This window comes from Humibacillus xanthopallidus (genome assembly GCF_044793955.1).
GTDB classification, from domain to species: domain Bacteria; phylum Actinomycetota; class Actinomycetes; order Actinomycetales; family Dermatophilaceae; genus Humibacillus; species Humibacillus xanthopallidus_C.
Map to the genome: position 1 here is coordinate 1,452,948 of NZ_CP084995.1, position 16,117 is coordinate 1,469,064.

12 protein-coding genes are annotated in these 16,117 nt (G+C 70.9%); 4 read left to right on the forward strand and 8 right to left on the reverse strand.

Going from position 1 to position 16,117, the window contains the following annotated elements; all coding sequences use genetic code 11:
* Nucleotides 1–96: 96 nt before the first annotated feature.
* From mnhG to LG278_RS06565, 8 genes are all read right to left on the reverse strand, one after another.
* Nucleotides 97–462, reverse strand: a complete 366-nt coding sequence (gene mnhG, locus LG278_RS06530) for a monovalent cation/H(+) antiporter subunit G (RefSeq protein WP_404392102.1) — start codon at nt 460–462, stop codon at nt 97–99.
* On the reverse strand, nt 459–830 hold the full coding sequence (locus LG278_RS06535) for a monovalent cation/H+ antiporter complex subunit F (protein WP_404392103.1): 372 nt from the start codon (nt 828–830) through the stop codon (nt 459–461). The genes mnhG and LG278_RS06535 overlap by 4 nt, the downstream gene beginning before the upstream one ends.
* On the reverse strand, nt 827–1,450 hold the full coding sequence (locus tag LG278_RS06540; protein WP_404392105.1) for a Na+/H+ antiporter subunit E: 624 nt from the start codon (nt 1,448–1,450) through the stop codon (nt 827–829). Before LG278_RS06540 ends, LG278_RS06535 begins: the two co-directional genes overlap by 4 nt.
* Nucleotides 1,447–3,132, reverse strand: coding sequence for a Na+/H+ antiporter subunit D (locus LG278_RS06545; protein ID WP_404392107.1), 1,686 nt, complete (start codon nt 3,130–3,132; stop codon nt 1,447–1,449). The genes LG278_RS06540 and LG278_RS06545 overlap by 4 nt, the downstream gene beginning before the upstream one ends.
* A complete protein-coding gene (locus LG278_RS06550) occupies nt 3,125–3,604 on the reverse strand; it encodes a Na(+)/H(+) antiporter subunit C (RefSeq protein WP_404392109.1) in 480 nt (159 codons plus the stop codon). Before LG278_RS06550 ends, LG278_RS06545 begins: the two co-directional genes overlap by 8 nt.
* Nucleotides 3,601–6,474: a Na+/H+ antiporter subunit A gene (locus LG278_RS06555; RefSeq protein WP_404392111.1), complete on the reverse strand. Its 2,874-nt coding sequence runs from the start codon at nt 6,472–6,474 to the stop codon at nt 3,601–3,603. The genes LG278_RS06550 and LG278_RS06555 overlap by 4 nt, the downstream gene beginning before the upstream one ends.
* Before the next feature lie 182 nt (nt 6,475–6,656).
* Nucleotides 6,657–9,050 (reverse strand): immune inhibitor A domain-containing protein, encoded by a 2,394-nt coding sequence (locus LG278_RS06560; protein ID WP_404392113.1) that lies wholly within the window; start codon nt 9,048–9,050, stop codon nt 6,657–6,659.
* A gap of 233 nt (nt 9,051–9,283) precedes the next feature.
* Nucleotides 9,284–9,976, reverse strand: coding sequence for a hypothetical protein (locus LG278_RS06565; RefSeq protein ID WP_404392115.1), 693 nt, complete (start codon nt 9,974–9,976; stop codon nt 9,284–9,286).
* 58 nt (nt 9,977–10,034) lie between these two features.
* On the opposite strand from LG278_RS06565, the gene LG278_RS06570 reads away from it, so the two are divergent.
* The 4 genes from LG278_RS06570 to LG278_RS06585 all read left to right on the forward strand — a co-directional run bounded on the left by LG278_RS06570 (nt 10,035) and on the right by LG278_RS06585 (nt 15,949).
* Nucleotides 10,035–10,823, forward strand: a complete 789-nt coding sequence (locus LG278_RS06570; protein ID WP_404392117.1) for an SURF1 family protein — start codon at nt 10,035–10,037, stop codon at nt 10,821–10,823.
* The gene (locus tag LG278_RS06575) at nt 10,820–11,236 is read left to right on the forward strand and encodes a DUF3817 domain-containing protein (RefSeq protein WP_404392119.1); all 417 of its coding nucleotides are present in this window, start codon (nt 10,820–10,822) and stop codon (nt 11,234–11,236) included. Before LG278_RS06570 ends, LG278_RS06575 begins: the two co-directional genes overlap by 4 nt.
* 93 nt (nt 11,237–11,329) lie before the next feature.
* Nucleotides 11,330–12,946 (forward strand): glutamine-hydrolyzing GMP synthase, encoded by a 1,617-nt coding sequence (gene guaA, locus LG278_RS06580; RefSeq protein WP_404393559.1) that lies wholly within the window; start codon nt 11,330–11,332, stop codon nt 12,944–12,946.
* Between the two features lie 339 nt (nt 12,947–13,285).
* Nucleotides 13,286–15,949: an asparagine synthase-related protein gene (locus LG278_RS06585; RefSeq protein WP_404392121.1), complete on the forward strand. Its 2,664-nt coding sequence runs from the start codon at nt 13,286–13,288 to the stop codon at nt 15,947–15,949.
* Nucleotides 15,950–16,117: the final 168 nt, after the last annotated feature.

Consider the following 16,117-nt stretch of genomic DNA (forward strand, 5'->3'; position numbering starts at 1 on the left):
CGGTGTGCCTCACGCCATTTTCCGGTGGGGTCATCCCCCGACCGTAAAAGTTCAAGCAGGCTTGAGGTCAAACGACGAGCAGGTATGCCGCACAGCTCATTTCGTGGGGTCCCATCCCGAGCGCTCCAGGGCGTCGGACAGCTCGTCGACCTCGAGCGTGCTCTCGTCGACGTTGCCGTTGCGGTAGGCGGCGCGTCCGACGAGGTGCGCGGTCACGGGGGAGGTGAAGAACTGGGTCGCGGCGAGCAGCACGAGCGTCGTGACGGCCGACCACGTGCGCAGGGTCGCGGCCAGTCCGGTGAGGATGAGGATCAGGCCGAGGGTCTGCGGCTTCGTGGCGGCGTGCAGGCGCGACAGGGTGTCGGGGAAGCGGACGAGGCCGATGGCACCCGCGAGGCAGAGGAAGGCGCCGAGCAGCAGGCAGACACCGCCGATGACGTCGAACACGGTCGTCCAGCTCATCGGGAGGCCTCCGGCTCGGTGGGATCGGAGGGCTCACGGCTGTCGGTCGGGTCGCCGACCGGCGCGGTGGGGTGCACGGGACGAGCCGCGCCCTCCTCGACGTCGAGGTCGTCGGCATCGCGGGACATGAAGCGCGTGACGGCCACCCCGCCGACGAAACCGACGAGGCCGAGGATGAGCAGCAGGGGGAGGTTGGTCGCGGTGCGCTGCCACGCCGACTCCGTGGCGATGCCGGCGATGACGATGACCATGAGGATCTCGGCGGCGACGATGCGGTCGAGGTTGGTCGGGCCCCGGAAGAGCCGGAAGAGCACGATGGCGGCGGCAGAGCCGAGCAGCGCGAGGGCGAGGGCGGCGACGACGGTCATGACGGGCCCCCCTTGGCCTGCTCGAGACGGGCGATCTCGTCGTCGGAGCCGAAGGCGCGCACGACCCGCTCCTCGACGTCGAGGACGTGTCGGCGCTGGTGCTCGATCGCGCCCTCACGCTCGATGTCGAGCAGGTGCAGGTAGAGCACCGACGTCGACCGGCGGGCGTCGACGACGACCGAGCCCGGCACGAGGGCGACGAGCTCGGCCGTCAGCGTGAGGTAGAAGTCGGAGCGAGACCGCAGCTGCACCTCGATGACCGCGTTGCGGGGCCGCCGTCGCCCCAGGGCGAGGCGCAGCACCTGCCAGGACGCGGCGACGAGGTCGACGAGGAAGAGCACGATGAGCCAGACGACGCGGTGCGGGCGCAGCCGGCCGTGGAACTCGATCGAGGGCAGGGGGAAGGCGAGCGTCACGAAGAGCCCGACGAGCAGCCCGTTGACGAGGTTGCCCCAGCTGAGGCGGTCCCAGAGGAGCATCCAGGCGAGGGCGATCGTCGCGATGGCGCGAGGCTGGAGCGTGCGCCGTCGACGACGGGGCGCGGCGGCCTCGTCGGCCGTCTGCCTGTCATCGGCCGAAGCGGTCAGCCGGGCCCGGCTCCGGCGCGAGGACTCGCTCACCGTCGCACCCCCTCGGGCAGCACCGACGTGATGTAGGGGTCGCGCTGCTGGAGGTCGGCGGCGGCTCGCTCCGTGTAGGCGTGGAGCGGCCCGGCCACGAGCGTGATGACCAGACCGACGGCGGTCATCGCGGCGGTGGCGCCGAGCATCATGCGGGGGAGCGCCCGCGGCGAGGTGTCGACGGCCGCGGCCACCCCGGTCGGGGCGACGAGCGTAGCTGTCGCGGCACCGCCCGGGGGCGGGCCCGCGCGGCGCCCGGCGTCGCGCTCGGCCTGCTCGAACTGCTCCGCCTCGTCGGCGGCTTCCTCCGCAGCGAGCTCGGCCACCTCGCGCGTCTCGGCGAGCGGGCGCCAGAAGGCCTGGCTCCAGACCTTCGAGAGGGCGTAGAGGGTCAGCAGGCTCGTCGCGATGCCTCCGACGACGACGACCCAGGCGAGCGGGGTGCCCACCGCGATGCCGGCGTCGATGAGGCCGATCTTGGCGAGGAAGCCCGAGAGCGGGGGGATGCCGGAGAGGTTCATCGCGGAGACGAAGAACAGCGTCGCGAGCAGGGGCGAGGCCATCGCGAGGCCGCCGAGACGGTGCAGGCTCGTCGATCCGCCGATGCGCTCGACGAGGCCGGTGATGAGGAAGAGCGAGGTCTGGATCGTGATGTGGTGCACGACGTAGAAGATCGCCCCGGCCGTGCCGGCCTGCGTGGCCAGCGCGATGCCGAAGATCATGTAGCCGATGTGGCTGACGAGGGTGAAGGACAGGATCCTCTTGAGCCCCGACTGCGACACGGCGCCGAGGATGCCGATCACCATCGTGAGCAGGGCCGCCCAGAGCAGCAGGCCGGTCAGCGGTGACTCGGGGAAGAGCAGCGTCTGGATGCGGATGATCGCGTAGACCCCGACCTTGGTGAGCAGGCCGGCGAAGACCGCGGTGACGGGGGCCGGTGCCGTCGGGTAGCTGTCGGGGAGCCAGGCCGACATCGGGAAGACCGCCGCCTTGATGGCGAAGGCGGTGAGCAGGCACAGCTGCAGCACGAGCGCGACCCCGGCGTCGAGGCCACCGATGCGGATCGCGAGCTGCGCGAGGTTGACGGTGCCCGTGGCGGCATACGTCGCGGCGATGCCGATGAGGAAGAGCGCGGAGCTCAGCAGGCTGACGACGACGTAGGTCGTGCCGGCGTGGATGCGCGAGGCCGCGCCGCCCAGCGTGATGAGCACGTAGGAGCTGAACAGCAGGATCTCGAAGCCGACGAAGAGGTTGAAGAGGTCGCCGGCGAGGAAGGCGTTGGCCACTCCAGCCGTCAGCACGAGGTAGGTCGGGTGGAAGATCGACAGCGGCGTCTCCCGGTCGACCTCGTCGTCGCTGTCGGCGTGACCCTGCCCGATGGCGAAGAGCAGCACGAGCAACGTGACGACGCTCGAGACGAGGAGCATGAGCGCGCTCAAGCGGTCGGCGACGAGCGAGATGCCGAGGGGCTCCTCCCAGGCCCCGAGCCACAGCACCTGCGGCCCGCGCGCGTCGGTCTGCCACACGAGGACGGCGGCCACGACGACGACCGCGCCCAGCACGGCGATGCTCACCGCCCGTTGGAGCCGGTCGGAGCGGCGGAAGGCCAGCGTCAGCGCGGCTCCGAGCAGGGGGAGCAGCACGGGCAGCGGCAGCAGGTTGGGCACGGGGAAGTCACCCACGGCTCTCACCCGACTCCGCGCGCTCGTCGGAGGTGGTGGTCGACAACTCGGACCGGTCGTAGGTCTCGGACGTCTCGTCGTCGCGCGCGAGCCGCTGGATGCGGGCGTCCTCGGCGTCGTCGGGCACGTCGTCGGTGCCCGAGATCTGCCAGAGCCGGTAGGACAGGGCGAGCAGGAAGCCGATCGTCGCCAGCGAGATGACGATCGCCGTCAGCACCATGGCCTGGGGCAGCGGGTCGCTCATGGCCGCCGGGTCCTCGCCGACGAAGGGTGCGCGGCCGGCACGGCCCGAGACGACGAGGTAGAGCACGGCGACGCCGTTGCCGATGAGCACCATGCCGAGCAGGATGCGCACCAGGCTCCGGTCGAGAGCGAGCGCCGTGCCGACGGCGACGAGACCGACGACGACGAGCACGAGGGTGAGGTTGGGCGTCAAGGTCGACTCGAAGCCCGTGGGAGCGAGGGTGGTCATCGGCGCGCCACCTCCTGCTGGTCCTGCTGGTCCTGGCTGTCCTGCCGCTCCTCGGCGATCTGCCGGTCGATGCCCGTGCCGAGGCTGCGCACGATGTCGAGCATCATGCCGATGACGATGAGGTAGACGCCGATGTCGAAGACCAGCGAGGTCACGAGGTGCACCTCGCCCCACGGCCACAGCGTGAAGTCGACGGCCGTGGTCTCGAGGATCGTGCCACCGAACGCGAGCGGCGCCAACGCCGAGCCGACAGCCACGAGCAGCCCGAGCCCGACGAGCAGTCCCGCGTCGAAGGGCGCTGCCTCGTCGAGCTCGTAGCGGCCGCCGGCGAGGTAGCGCACGACGAGTGCGAGGCCCGCCACGAGGCCACCGGCGAAGCCGCCGCCGGGCTGGTTGTGACCGGCGAAGAGCAGGTAGAGCGAGGCCGCGAGCATGATGTGGAAGACGAGGCGCGTGACCACCTCGAAGATGACCGACCGCTTCTCCTTGACCATCGTGCGGCCGCCGAGGAGCCACGTGCCGCGTGCGGCGTTGCTCGCCGGCAGCGACTTGGCCGTCGCCGTCGAGAGCCGCGTGTTGCGGGTGCGCACGAAGATGAGGCTCGCGATGCCGGTCGCGGCCGCGACGAGCACCGACACCTCGCCGAGGGTGTCCCAGGCGCGGATGTCGACGAGGGTGACGTTGACGATGTTCTTGCCGTGGCCGAAGTTGTAGGCCTCGGTCGGGAAGTCGACCGAGACGGGGGTCGTGGTGCGCCCGCCCGAGGCCACGAGCGCGATGACGCCGACCGCCGCCCCGACTGCCGCCCCGAGGCCCAGACGCCAGGTGCGCGACGGGGAGTGGGGGTGCCGCGTGAACTTCGTCGGCATCCGGCGCAGCGCGAGCACGAAGACGACGAGCGCGACCGTCTCGACGAGCATCTGGGTGATGGCGAGGTCGGGGGCGCCGTGCAGGACGAAGAGCATCGCCACCCCGTAGCCCGTCGCCCCCACGAGCATCACCGCCGTGAGCCGGCGGCGGGTGACGAGCACGAGCATCGCGGCCAGGATCATCAGGGCGCCGACGACGGCCTGGGCCGGGTTGTCCCAGGCACGCACCGAGGGCAGCCGCCCCTGGGTGACCGCAGCCAGGCCCGGGAGCGCGATGAAGACGAGCAGGATGCTGGCGAGGTAGATCGGCAGCGAGCCGCGCTGGGTGATCGCGGTGGTCTCGACGGCGCCGCGGTCAACCGCCCGCAGGGTGCGGGCGAAGCCGCGCTCGCCGTCGATCAGGGCGGGCACCCGGGCCTGGGCCCGAGCGAACGCCTCGCGCTGCACGAAGAGGGCGACACCGGCGCCCAGCGACACGAGCGAGAGCAGCAGCGGCACGGTGACCCCGTGCCAGAGGGCGAGCGGCTCCGGGGTGGCGCCGGTGGGGAAGGAGGCGGCATACGGCATGAGCCAAGGGGACTCGAGCGGCGCGAGCAGGCCGAGCGCGAGACACCCGACGCCCAGCAGCAGGGGAGCGAGGACGAAGCCCGGGTGCGGGGCGGTGATGGGAGTGGGCGGCACGCCGGGCTTGGTCGCGAAGGCGCCCCAGAGGAAGCGGCACGTGTAGGCGACCGTGAGGGCCGAGCCGACGACGACCCCCGCGAGCGCGAGGTAGCCGTAGACCGACGGGAAGGGCGCGGCCTCCTGCGCCTCCTCCCACAGGGACTCGAGGGCGCTCTCCTTGGCGACGAAGCCGGCCATCGGGATGACCCCGGCCATCGAGAGCCCGGCGAAGGCGGCCGGCACGCTGACCGGCAGCATCCTGCGGCCGAGGCCCGAGAGGCGCCGGAGGTCGCGGGTGCCCGTCGCGTGGTCGACGACGCCGACGACGAGGAAGAGGGTCGACTTGAAGAGGCCGTGGGCCAGCACGAGAGCCAGGGCTGCCAGCGCGGCGGTCTTGGTGCCCAGGCCTGCGATGGCGACGATGAAGCCGAGCTGGCTCACGGTGCCGTAGGCGAGGAGCAGCTTGATGTCGTGCTGGCGCAGGGCTCGCCAGCCACCGACGATCATCGTCAGCAGGCCGAGCCCCAGCGTCAGCGCGTGCCACCCCGGGGCGCCCGCGAAGATCGGAGCCAGCAGCGCCACGAGGTAGATGCCGGCCTTGACCATGGCCGCGGCGTGGAGGTAGGCGCTCACCGGCGTGGGAGCGGCCATCGCGCCGGGCAGCCAGAAGTGGAAGGGCACGAGGGCGGACTTCGACAGGGCGCCGACGAGCAGCAGCACGACCGCCGTGGCGGTGACCGCGTCGAGCGGCGGGGGGTCGGCGAGCAGGCCGCTGATGCTGTAGGTGTGGTGCACGCCGATCGCGATGATGCCGACGAGCATCGCGAGGCCGCCGAAGGTCGTCACGAGCAACGCCTGCATCGCCGCGCGACGGTTGGTCGAGCTCGCCGGGTTGTGCCCGATGAGCAGGTAGGACAGGACCGTCGTCAGCTCCCAGAAGACGTAGAGCATCAGGAAGTTGTCGGTGAGGACGAGGCCGAGCATCGCCCCGGCGAAGGCCGTGAAGACCGGCGTGAAGCGCCAGAGCGTCGGGTCGTCGTCGTGGAAGTACCACGTGCAGTAGAGCAGGACGAGGGCGCCGACCCCGGTGACGAGCAGCGCCACGACCCACGAGAGGGTGTCGAGGCGGAAGTCGAGGTCGAGGCCGAGGCCCGGCACCCAGGGGATGCGCTGCGTCGGGGGGCGGCCGTCTCGCACGTCGGTCGCGACGGTGAGCAGCCAGATGAAGGCGGTGGCCGGGGCAAGCGCGAGCACGGGAAAGGCCTTGGTGCGCAACGTCTTTGCCAGCCACGGCGCGAGCGCGGCGGCAAGCAGGTGCAGAAGCAACAGTTGCGCCACGGCGGCCCCTCGGTCGTCGGGTGATGGTCTGGGCCCGGCTCGCGGGACCCGTCAGGACGTGGCTTCGATCCTATGCGCTGCAGGAGACCCCGCCGACCAGTGGTCGACGGGGTCTCCTTGACGTGCGGTGGGTCGGGGTCAGCCGACCCGGGGGCGCAGGACGTGCGCCAAGGGGTCCGGCGTCACTTCGGAGCGACGAGGACGGTCATGGTGTTGCCCTGCTTCGAGCTGTTGACGACGGTGATCGTCGTGCCCGTCTTGGGCACGTCGACGCCGTACCAACCCGGCTGGTAACGGCCGGCATGAGCACCGGTCGCAGCGTGCTCGTCCGCGTTGACCCACCACGTCTTCGTGTCGTCGAAGACCGGCACGGCCGGCTTCGAGGCGATGGTCGCGGCGACGCCGTTGTTGTGCAGCGTGATCGCGTCGGTGCGCTCGAGCCCGAAGGTCGAGTCGTAGGACAGGATCCGGTTGCGCATCAGGGTGCCGTCCGGCCAGTGGCTGAACTGCGGGTGGGCGTCGACCGGGAGGACGAGGCCCTTGCCCGGGTGGTCGCCGACGTTGTTGTCGGTCTGGGAGGTGTCCCAGTAGTTGATGAGCAGACCGTTCTGGTACGGGAAGGTCTCGACCCAGTCAGGACGGGTGTTGCCGTAGCCGAAGTTGTAGGCCGTCTTGAGCGACGTGTCGTAGCCGTCGTACTGACGGTTCTCGGCGATGTAGGCGTTGAAGAAGGCCTGCAGCTCCTGACCCGTCGTGGTGACGAAGCCGTCGAAGGTCCAGCCCTCCTCGGCCTCGGCCGTGCCGATGAGCGCGCCGTTCAGGGCGATGTTGTCGACCTTGATGCCGGGCTCGGTGGCCGCGACGTCCGTCCAGTAGCGGAAGCGGACCTGCGTCGTGCCGGTCGGGAGCGTGCCGGTGAGGTCGACCCAGGCGCCGGCCGTGGAGCCGGTGATGCCGTTGCCGTCGTTCTGGCTGTTGGGGTTGGTCGACGTCGACCGGTTGGTCGCGATCGGCGTCCAGGTGCCACCGACGTTGGCCTCGAGGTAGGCGTAGTCCCAGTCCTTCTCGATCTGGTAGTTGACCTTGGCGGTGAGCGCGCCCGGCGAAGCCGCGTGCGTCATCGTCGTCTCGATCTCGTCGCCCTGCGTGCTCCAGTACATCTTCGAGCCCGCGAAGGGCGCGCCGAGGTTGAGCGGCACCTGCTTGTCGGGGAGCACGGTGAAGAGGGCCTGCGACTTCTTCGTCGCCGGCACATTGGAGCCGAGCGTGTGCGAGGAGCGCTTGCCGGCGTAGGCCACGTCGTAGAACGGGCCCTGCTTGCCCTGCGGCTGGAGCCAGCCGAGCTGGAAGAGCTCGAAGGCGCCGAGGTCGGTCGGGTCGTCGCCGATGCCGTCGGGGCCACCGTCGCCGATGTTGGAGCCGGAGGACATCAGCGTCCAGAACCCGGTGTTGTTCTCGGCACCACCGGTGTTGCCGGAGGTGTCGTAGAGGTCGGGCAGGTCGAGGTCGTGGCCGAACTCGTGGGCGAAGACGCCGAGGCCACCGTTCTCGGGCTGCACGGTGTAGTCGTAGACCCACATGCCGGTCGGGTTGTTGGGCACGTCGCTGCTCGAGACGATGCCGCCGTTGCTGCCGACGTCGACTCCGACGCCGTAGGGGCCACCTGCCTGCAGGTTGGTCTGCCAGCGGTGGCTCCAGATCGCGTCGGTGCCCTGGTTGGGGTCGCCCGCGGCCTCGTCGCCACCGGCGTGGACGATCTGGAAGTGGTCGATGACGCCGTCGGGCTCCTGGAAGTTGCCGTCGCCGTCGATGTCGTAGCGGTCCTGGATGTCGAAGGTCTTGAGGTAGTCCTGGACCTCCTTCATCGTCTTGCCGCTCTTGAGCTGGCTGTCGACCCACATCGCGAGGGCGTCGCGCACGAGGGCCTTGCTCGTGGCGCAGACGATGCCGCCACAGTAGTTGCGGCCGTAGAGCGCCTCGTTGAAGGGGACCTTGACCCACTCGGTCACGTCACCGTCGACCGAGTAGCGACCCGAGGACTGCGTCTCGTAGTACTTCGCCATGCGGTTGAAGTACATGTCCTCGTAGTGGGCCTTGTTGTAGTCGGCCTTCCACAGGGTCGTGTTGTCCTTGGTCCGGTCCGGCTGGGGGATCTCGTTGTGCAGGGGGCCGGTGACGTCGGTCGTGCTGCCGTCCGGCGGCGGGCCCTGGAAGGTGGGATTCGGGTACTGCTTGTCACCGAACTCGACGATGACCGCGAAGATGCGGTCGGTGCCTTCGCGCTCGAGCTGGACGTACTGTCCCTTGCCGAGCTTGGCGACCTTGCCCTGGGCGCTCTTGTCGCCCTTGAGCCGCTTCTCCAGCGCCTTCTGGCGCATGGCGTCCTGCTTGACCGCCATGGGGGAGCGGAAGTTGTCGTTCGCGTGCTTGCTGTTCGCCTTGCCCGTGTCGCTCTTGGCGGCGGGAGCGGCGGGAGCGGCCTGTGCCGGCGCGGACGCCACGGCGCCGGCCAGCAGGGCCCCCGTGGCGAGCAGGCCGATGAGCCCACGTCGCCGGGTGTGCATTGAGTGCCTCACGAGATCCATCCCTGATGTGTGAGTAATGGTGGGATCGCACGACGAAGCGGTGCTTGTCCTCCCCCGAGGCGACTGGCCCATTCAAGGCCGACATGGCTCACGGTGACCGCTTGCGCAGCGGTCGTTACCGATTCGAGACCTCCCGCACAGCCTCGGTCCAGCATCGTGTGGCAGCGGCGTCTCCGTCACGGTCCGCGATCGGAGGTCGCGCGGGGAGTGCGCCGCGTCGGGGCTCAGAAGGTGACGAAGGTGTCGCGGGCGATGAAGAAGCCGTGCCTGCTTGCCTCGTCGATGCAGGTCATGCCGAACTCCTGGCTGAGGCAGGCCACCGATCCCAGGGAGGTGTCGGTGCGCACCCCGTAGGCGAGGGTGGCCGGGGTGCCCTGACGGATCGTGTCGGAGTTGCAGACGGGTCTGGCGCCATCGGCGGTCAGCTCGATCCGTCCGATGTCCGATGGGCCACCCTCCGGGCAGGGGGCCGACGAGGGGGCCGTGCTGCGTCCCTTGGCGACGTCGCAGGTCATCACGACGCCGGGGCCACCGCTGGTGCTGCACGTGATGTTGCCCGTGGGGCTCTGGAAGACCGAGCCGAGGTCGGCCGACGTGGCACCGTCGATGCGCTCCTTCGCCTCGTCGAAGGAGCGCGGCGCGCCCCGTTGCCTGCCCACGGCGAGCGACGTGGGCACGGCGCTGCTCGAGGGTGCCGCGGTCGGGGTGGCTGACTCAGGCGGCGCCGCCGTGGCCGACGTCGTGGTCGCACCCGGGGCGTCGACGGTGACCGTGACGGTGCGTCGGGGGGCGGGCAGGTCGGTCATGCCGCACCCGGACAGGGCGACGACCGCAGCCGCACCGGCGCCCACCGCGGCCACGGCACGACGCGGAGAGCGGCGCCTGGTGGCGGATTGCGAGCGGGTCAGGTCGAGCATGGCGCCGAAGTCTGGCACGGGTCGGGCTCCCGCCGCAGGCGTGACCTACTCTTGGGGGGTGCTCCGTGGACTGCTCAGCCCCAAGTGGGTGGGGCTGTTCGCCGTCGTGCTCGTGGTCGTGACCGCCTGCACGGTCCTCGGCCTGTGGCAGCTCGGCGTCGCGCGCGACGAGGGCCACAAGCAGGCCGTGGCCTCGGCCTCCCAGCTCCAGCCGGCCCCGCTCCAGCAGGTGACCCAGGCCCACTCGGCCTTCGAGGCGGAGTTCTCCAACCGCCCGGTCACCGTCACGGGCACCTATGACGACGGCCGCACGATCCTTGTCGTCGACCGCCGCCTCGGCGACCGCGCCGGCTCCTGGGTGGTCACACCGCTCCTCACCGACGGAGGCACCGTCGCGGTGCTCCGGGGCTTCGTCGAGGGACTCCCGTCGACCCCGCCGGCCGCACCCGCGGGCGTGGTCACGGTCGCGGGCTCGCTCGGACCGACGGAGTCGCCCCGCCCGGGTGCGGCCCTGCCGGCGCCGCAGCGCCGCTCGGTCGACCTCGCCGCTCTCGTCAACGAGTGGCCCGGAGACCTCTACAACGTCATCGTCCTCGCGTCGGGCGAGACCGACGCGACGTCCGGTGCCACCTCCGGCGCGGGCCCCGCGGCAGCGATCGCCACACCCGGCCTGACCCGGGTGCCCCCGCCCGACGTCGACACCCCGCTCAACCTGCGCAACGCGGCCTACGCCGTGCAGTGGTGGGTCTTCGGGCTCTTCGCGGTCTGGATGTGGTGGAAGATGTTCCGAGCCGAGCAGCAGGCAGAAGACGTGCCGGCCGCCCAGAGAGAAGAGATCCACGCGTGACGACCTACCCCCAGTCCCTCGCGAAGCCCAAGCAGATCCGCAGTGCCCTGTCGATCTATCGCGTCCTGGCGATCACGGCAGGCATCGCGCTCGTCATCCTCATCGTCGAGATGGTGATGAAGTACGTCCTCGACCAGACCAACGTGCTGACGGAGTTCTGGAGCCCGATCCACGGGCTCATCTACATGGGGTATGCCGCGGCCGTGGCCAACCTCGGCATCAAGTGCGCCTGGGGCGCCAAGCGCATCGTGCTCAACCTGCTCGCCGGCTTCGTTCCCGTCGTGCCCTGGATCGCCGAGCGGCGCAACCATGCCGAGGTCGAGGCGATGCTCCAGCGCGCCTACTTCGCGGGCGAACCGGTCGGCGACCCGGCCGGCGACCCGGCCCGCGGCGACGTCGACGGGCCTCGCTGACCGCGCCACCCGGCATACGTCGGCGGGGGAGGGCTCAGCCACCCCCGATAGGCTGGGCGCGTGATCGACGAGCCCACGTCCGAGCCCGCCACCCTGCCCGGCACCGAGACCACCACGGCGCCCACCCCGGAGCCCGCCGCCGACCTGCAGAGCCGCCCCGTGCTCGTCGTCGACTACGGCGCGCAGTACGCCCAGCTCATCGCGCGTCGCGTGCGTGAGGCGCAGGTCTACAGCGAGGTCGTGCCGCACTCGATGCCGGTTGCCGACCTGCTGGCCAAGCGCCCGGCCGCGATCATCCTCTCCGGCGGACCCAGCTCGGTCTATGCCGACGGCGCCCCCGCTCTCGACCCGGCGCTGCTCGAGGCCGGGGTGCCGGTCTTCGGCATGTGCTACGGCTTCCAGGCGATGTCGCGCGCCCTCGGCGGCACGGTCGCGCGCACCGGCGCTCGCGAGTACGGCAAGACGACGGCGTCCGTCACGCCAGCGGAGTCGACGCTCTTCTCGGGGCAGCCGACGAGCCAGGTCGTGTGGATGTCGCACGGTGACTCCGTCACCGAGGCGCCGGCGGGCGCCAAGGTCACCGCCACGACGGCGGGCACGCCGGTCGCCGCGATCGAGGACGACGAACGCCGCCTCTACGGGGTTCAGTGGCACCCCGAGGTGCTGCACAGCGAGCAGGGCCAGCGGGTGCTCGAGAACTTCCTCTGGAAGGGCGCCGGCATCGCGCCCGACTGGACCGCGTCCAACGTCGTCGACGACCTCGTGACGACCATCCGTGAGCAGGTCGGCGAGGACCGGGTGCTCTGCGCCCTCTCCGGCGGTGTCGACTCGTCCGTCGCGGCAGCCTTGGTGCAGAAGGCTGTCGGCGACCAGCTCACCTGTGTCTTCGTCGACCACGGGCTGCTGCGCGAGGGCGAGGCCGAGCAGGTCGAGCAGGACTTCGTCGACGCGACAGGCGTCGACCTCGTCGTCGTCGACGCGCGCGAGCGCTTCCTCGCGGCACTGGCCGGCGTGACCGATCCCGAGGCCAAGCGCAAGGCCATCGGCGAGCAGTTCATCCGGGTCTTCGAGCAGGCGGCGCGTGACATCGTGCATGACCGCGGCGACGAGGACCACCCCGTCAAGTGGCTCGTGCAGGGCACGCTCTACCCCGACGTCGTCGAGTCCGGCGGTGGCGAGGGCGCCGCCAACATCAAGAGCCACCACAACGTCGGCGGGCTGCCCGACGACCTCCAGTTCCAGCTCGTCGAGCCGCTGCGCACCCTCTTCAAGGACGAGGTGCGCCAGGTCGGACTCGAGCTCGGCGTGCCCGAGGTCATCGTGTGGCGCCAGCCCTTCCCGGGGCCCGGCCTCGGCATCCGCATCATCGGCGAGGTGACCGCCGACCGGCTCGACGTGCTGCGCCGCGCCGACGCCATCGCCCGCGCCGAGCTGACCGCCGCAGGCCTCGACCGTGACATCTGGCAGTGCCCCGTCGTGCTGCTCGCCGACGTTCGCTCGGTCGGCGTGCAGGGTGACGGCCGCACCTACGGGCACCCCGTCGTGCTGCGCCCCGTCGCGTCCGAGGACGCGATGACGGCCGACTGGGCGCGGGTGCCCTACGACGTGCTGGCGTCGATCTCGACGCGCATCACCAACGAGGTCGAAGAGGTCAACCGGGTCGTGCTGGACGTCACGAGCAAGCCCCCGGGCACCATCGAGTGGGAGTGAGCCGAACCGCGGGCTCAGCCTCGGGCTGGGTCTGCGCGTTCGTTCGGCTTGCTCCCGCGACGAGATGGCTCGAGTGGGAGTGAGCCGAACCGCGGGCTCAGCCTTGGGCTGGGTCTGCGCGTTCGTTCGGCTTGCTCCCGCGACGAGATGGCTCGAGTGGGAGTGAGCCGAACCGCGGGCGCAGCCTCGGGCTGGGTCTGCGCGTTCGTTCGGCTTGCTCCCGCGAACAGAGGGCTCGAGTGGGAGTGAGCCGTATGCCGCCCGGTCGGGTCCCGGCGACCGCCGCGCAGCGGCTGCCCACGCCGGAAGCGCCCCGCGCACGTCACTAGGGTTGTCGCCATGTGCGGAATCAGCGGTCACCTGGGCGTCTCGGCCGACGAGGAGCTGATCGAGCGGCTCTCCCGGTGCGACCATGCGTCGGCCGGGTCCCCGGGGGCACCCGCCGTCGTGCGGGTCGGCAGCGCGGTGCTGGCGGTGACGGCACCAGGCGAGGCAGCGGACCGGGCGCTCGCGACGAGCGTCTCCGGGCGGCATACCCTCGTCCTCGACGGCGAGCTCTACGAGGTCGACGGCGTCCGGGACGAGCTCGCCACGCTGGGACACGACCTCACCGGAGGCGATGCTGCCGTGGCGCTGGCCGCCTACGGGGAGTGGGGCCCCGAGGGCCTCGACCGGCTCGAGGGCTCCTATGCCCTCGCCGTCCACGACCGTGAGACCGACAGGGTGACGCTCGCGCGCGACCCCTTCGGCACCCGGCAGCTCTACGTCGCCCGGGTGGCTGACGGCGCCGAGGGCGGTGGCTGGCTCTTCTCGAGCACCATCCGCCCGCTCCTCGAGAGCGGGCACCACGAGCGCCGTCCCAACGACCGCACGATCTATCGCTACCTCTGCTTCCGCGTGCACGACGACGGCCCGGAGACCTTCTTCGAGGGCATCGAACGCGTCGGCGCCGGCGAGACCCTGACCCTGACGCCGTCCGGCTCCGAGCGCCACATCTGGAGCAGCCTGCGCGACGAGCTCGAGGCCACCCCCGTGGCGCGACCCTACGGCGTGCGCGTGATCGAGGACTTCCGGCACCTGCTGACGGCGGCCGTGCGTCGGCGTCACGCCGGTCGGGTCGCCACGTCGCTGTCGGGAGGCATCGACGCTGCCGCCATCGTGGCGGTCGTCGACGGTCTGGAGCGCGCCGAGGCGCCGACGGCGCACCACGTGCAGCAGACGTGGTCGGTGCTCTTCCCCGAGACGCGCGCCGACGAGGTGCGCTACGTCGACGACGTCGTCGAGGCGCTCGGCGACCGTGTCGAGGCCCACCGGGTCGAGCCGTCACCGACGGAGTTCAAGCAGGACCTGCGCGACTTCGTGCGCCTCCAGGAGGAGCCGCTCGTCTCGACCGGCGCCTACACCCAGTTCCGGGTCATGCGCGAGGCTGCGTCGAGCGACGCCGCACCGACCGTCCTGCTCGACGGGCACGGCGGAGACGAGACTCTCGGCGGCTTCGGGCCGCACCATCTCGTGCACCTGCGCGAGCTGAGCCGCTCAGGCGGAGCCGCGGGGGCGGCCAGGGCAGCCGCCGAGCTCGGTCGCTCGATCGACGTGCTCGCCCGGCGCGGGGGACCGGTCGTCGCCGACCGCGTGCGCGGCCGCCGTGACGTGCCGGTGCGCAGCCTGCTCGGGGCGCAGTTCGCGGCCGAGCACGCCGACGAGACGTATGCCGTGGAGCGCGGCTCGCTCCATCGCCGCCTCCTCGACGACGTCGTCGCGGGCTCGCTCCCGGCGCGACTGCGCTACGCCGACAAGAACGCTCGTCACTTCGGGCTTCGCGTGCGCCTGCCCTTCCTCGACCGCGACCTCGTGCGCTTCGTGTTCGCGCTGCCCGACGAGGCGCTGATCCACGAGGGGTGGAGCAAGCGCGTGCTGCGCGACGCGATGCGCGGCCGGGTGCCCGAGTCGGTGCGTCGTCGGCGCGACAAGGTCGGCGCGACGACGCCTCAGGGCGAGTGGTTCATGCGGCTCAAGAATCACATCTACGGCGTCTTCCTCTCCGAGTCCTTCGCCGACCGTCCCTATGTCGACCAGAGCGCGGTGCTGCACGCCTTCGAGGGCTGGATCAAGGGCACCAACTCGATCGACTCGATGACGGTGTGGCGCATGCTCAACCTCGAGCTGTGGCTCCAGGAGTTCTTCGACGAGCACGACCCCGCCGACGACGAGCCCGCGCGGGTCAAGACCGACTACGAGCCCAACGCCCGCAAGCAGCTCGATCTCACCCTCGACGACGGCTCGGTCGTGCGGCGCTACCCGCTGCGCACCGACCTCTACGCCCGCGAGGACGACCTCGACGCCAAGACCCTGACCTATCTCGAGCGCTTCTTCGACGGACTGCCCGACGCGGGGCCCGAGCACGCCGCGGCGACCAAGGGCCAGTGGTTCTTCTTCATCTCCGAGAAGATCGTCGCGATCACCCAGGGCCGCTCGTTCTTCATCTGGGACATCACGGTCGGTCGGCCGGCGCGTGTGTTGAGCCGCTACGTCACCCGCACTCCCGCAGGCATCGGGCTCGGGTCGCCCTTCACGATGCAGCTCGCGATCGAGGAGGCCGGGCTGCCGCGCGTGCTCTACGCCTCCGCCGGTGGCTTCGTCGGCAAGCTCATCGGCAAGCGGGGCCTGTTCTACGACCTCGTCGGCGGTGACATCCGCGCCATCGACGGGCCGACCGAGTACTCCGTCTATCCCGCCAACGTCTCGGCCAAGCTCGGCCCCAAGGATCCCGACGACGTGGCCGCGCGCCTCAGTGCGGCGATCCGCGAGCGGGTGCCGGAGGCCTACCGCGAGACCTTCGGCGGCACCGTCGTCATGGACGCCAACGACATCGGCCGCAACGTGCTCGGCAAGGATGCGCCTGGCCCCAAGGAGCGCTACGAGGCGATGTTTGCCGACAACCCCCTCGGGCAGGGCTCCGAGCAGACGCCGATGGCCATCGTCTTCGAGAAGCCCGCCGACTGAGACCCGTCGAGTGCCCATTTCCCGACGGGTCCCGCGGCCAGCTGGTGTCGGGAAGTGAGCACTCGACGGGGAACGTCATTCGACTGCTCACTTCCCGACGGGGAACGTCAGTCGAGTGCCCATTTCCCGACGGGTCCCGCGGCCAAGTTGTGTCGGGAAGTGGGCACT

What these genes read in the sequence shown, in the direction of transcription:
- LG278_RS06585 (WP_404392121.1), top strand. Translation starts at nt 13,286, where the DNA reads ATGTGCGGAATCAGCGGTCACCTGGGCGTCTCGGCCGACGAGGAGCTG.
- mnhG (WP_404392102.1), bottom strand. Translation starts at nt 462, where the DNA reads ATGAGCTGGACGACCGTGTTCGACGTCATCGGCGGTGTCTGCCTGCTG.
- LG278_RS06565 (WP_404392115.1), bottom strand. Translation starts at nt 9,976, where the DNA reads ATGCTCGACCTGACCCGCTCGCAATCCGCCACCAGGCGCCGCTCTCCG.
- LG278_RS06535 (WP_404392103.1), bottom strand. Translation starts at nt 830, where the DNA reads ATGACCGTCGTCGCCGCCCTCGCCCTCGCGCTGCTCGGCTCTGCCGCC.
- LG278_RS06550 (WP_404392109.1), bottom strand. Translation starts at nt 3,604, where the DNA reads ATGACCACCCTCGCTCCCACGGGCTTCGAGTCGACCTTGACGCCCAAC.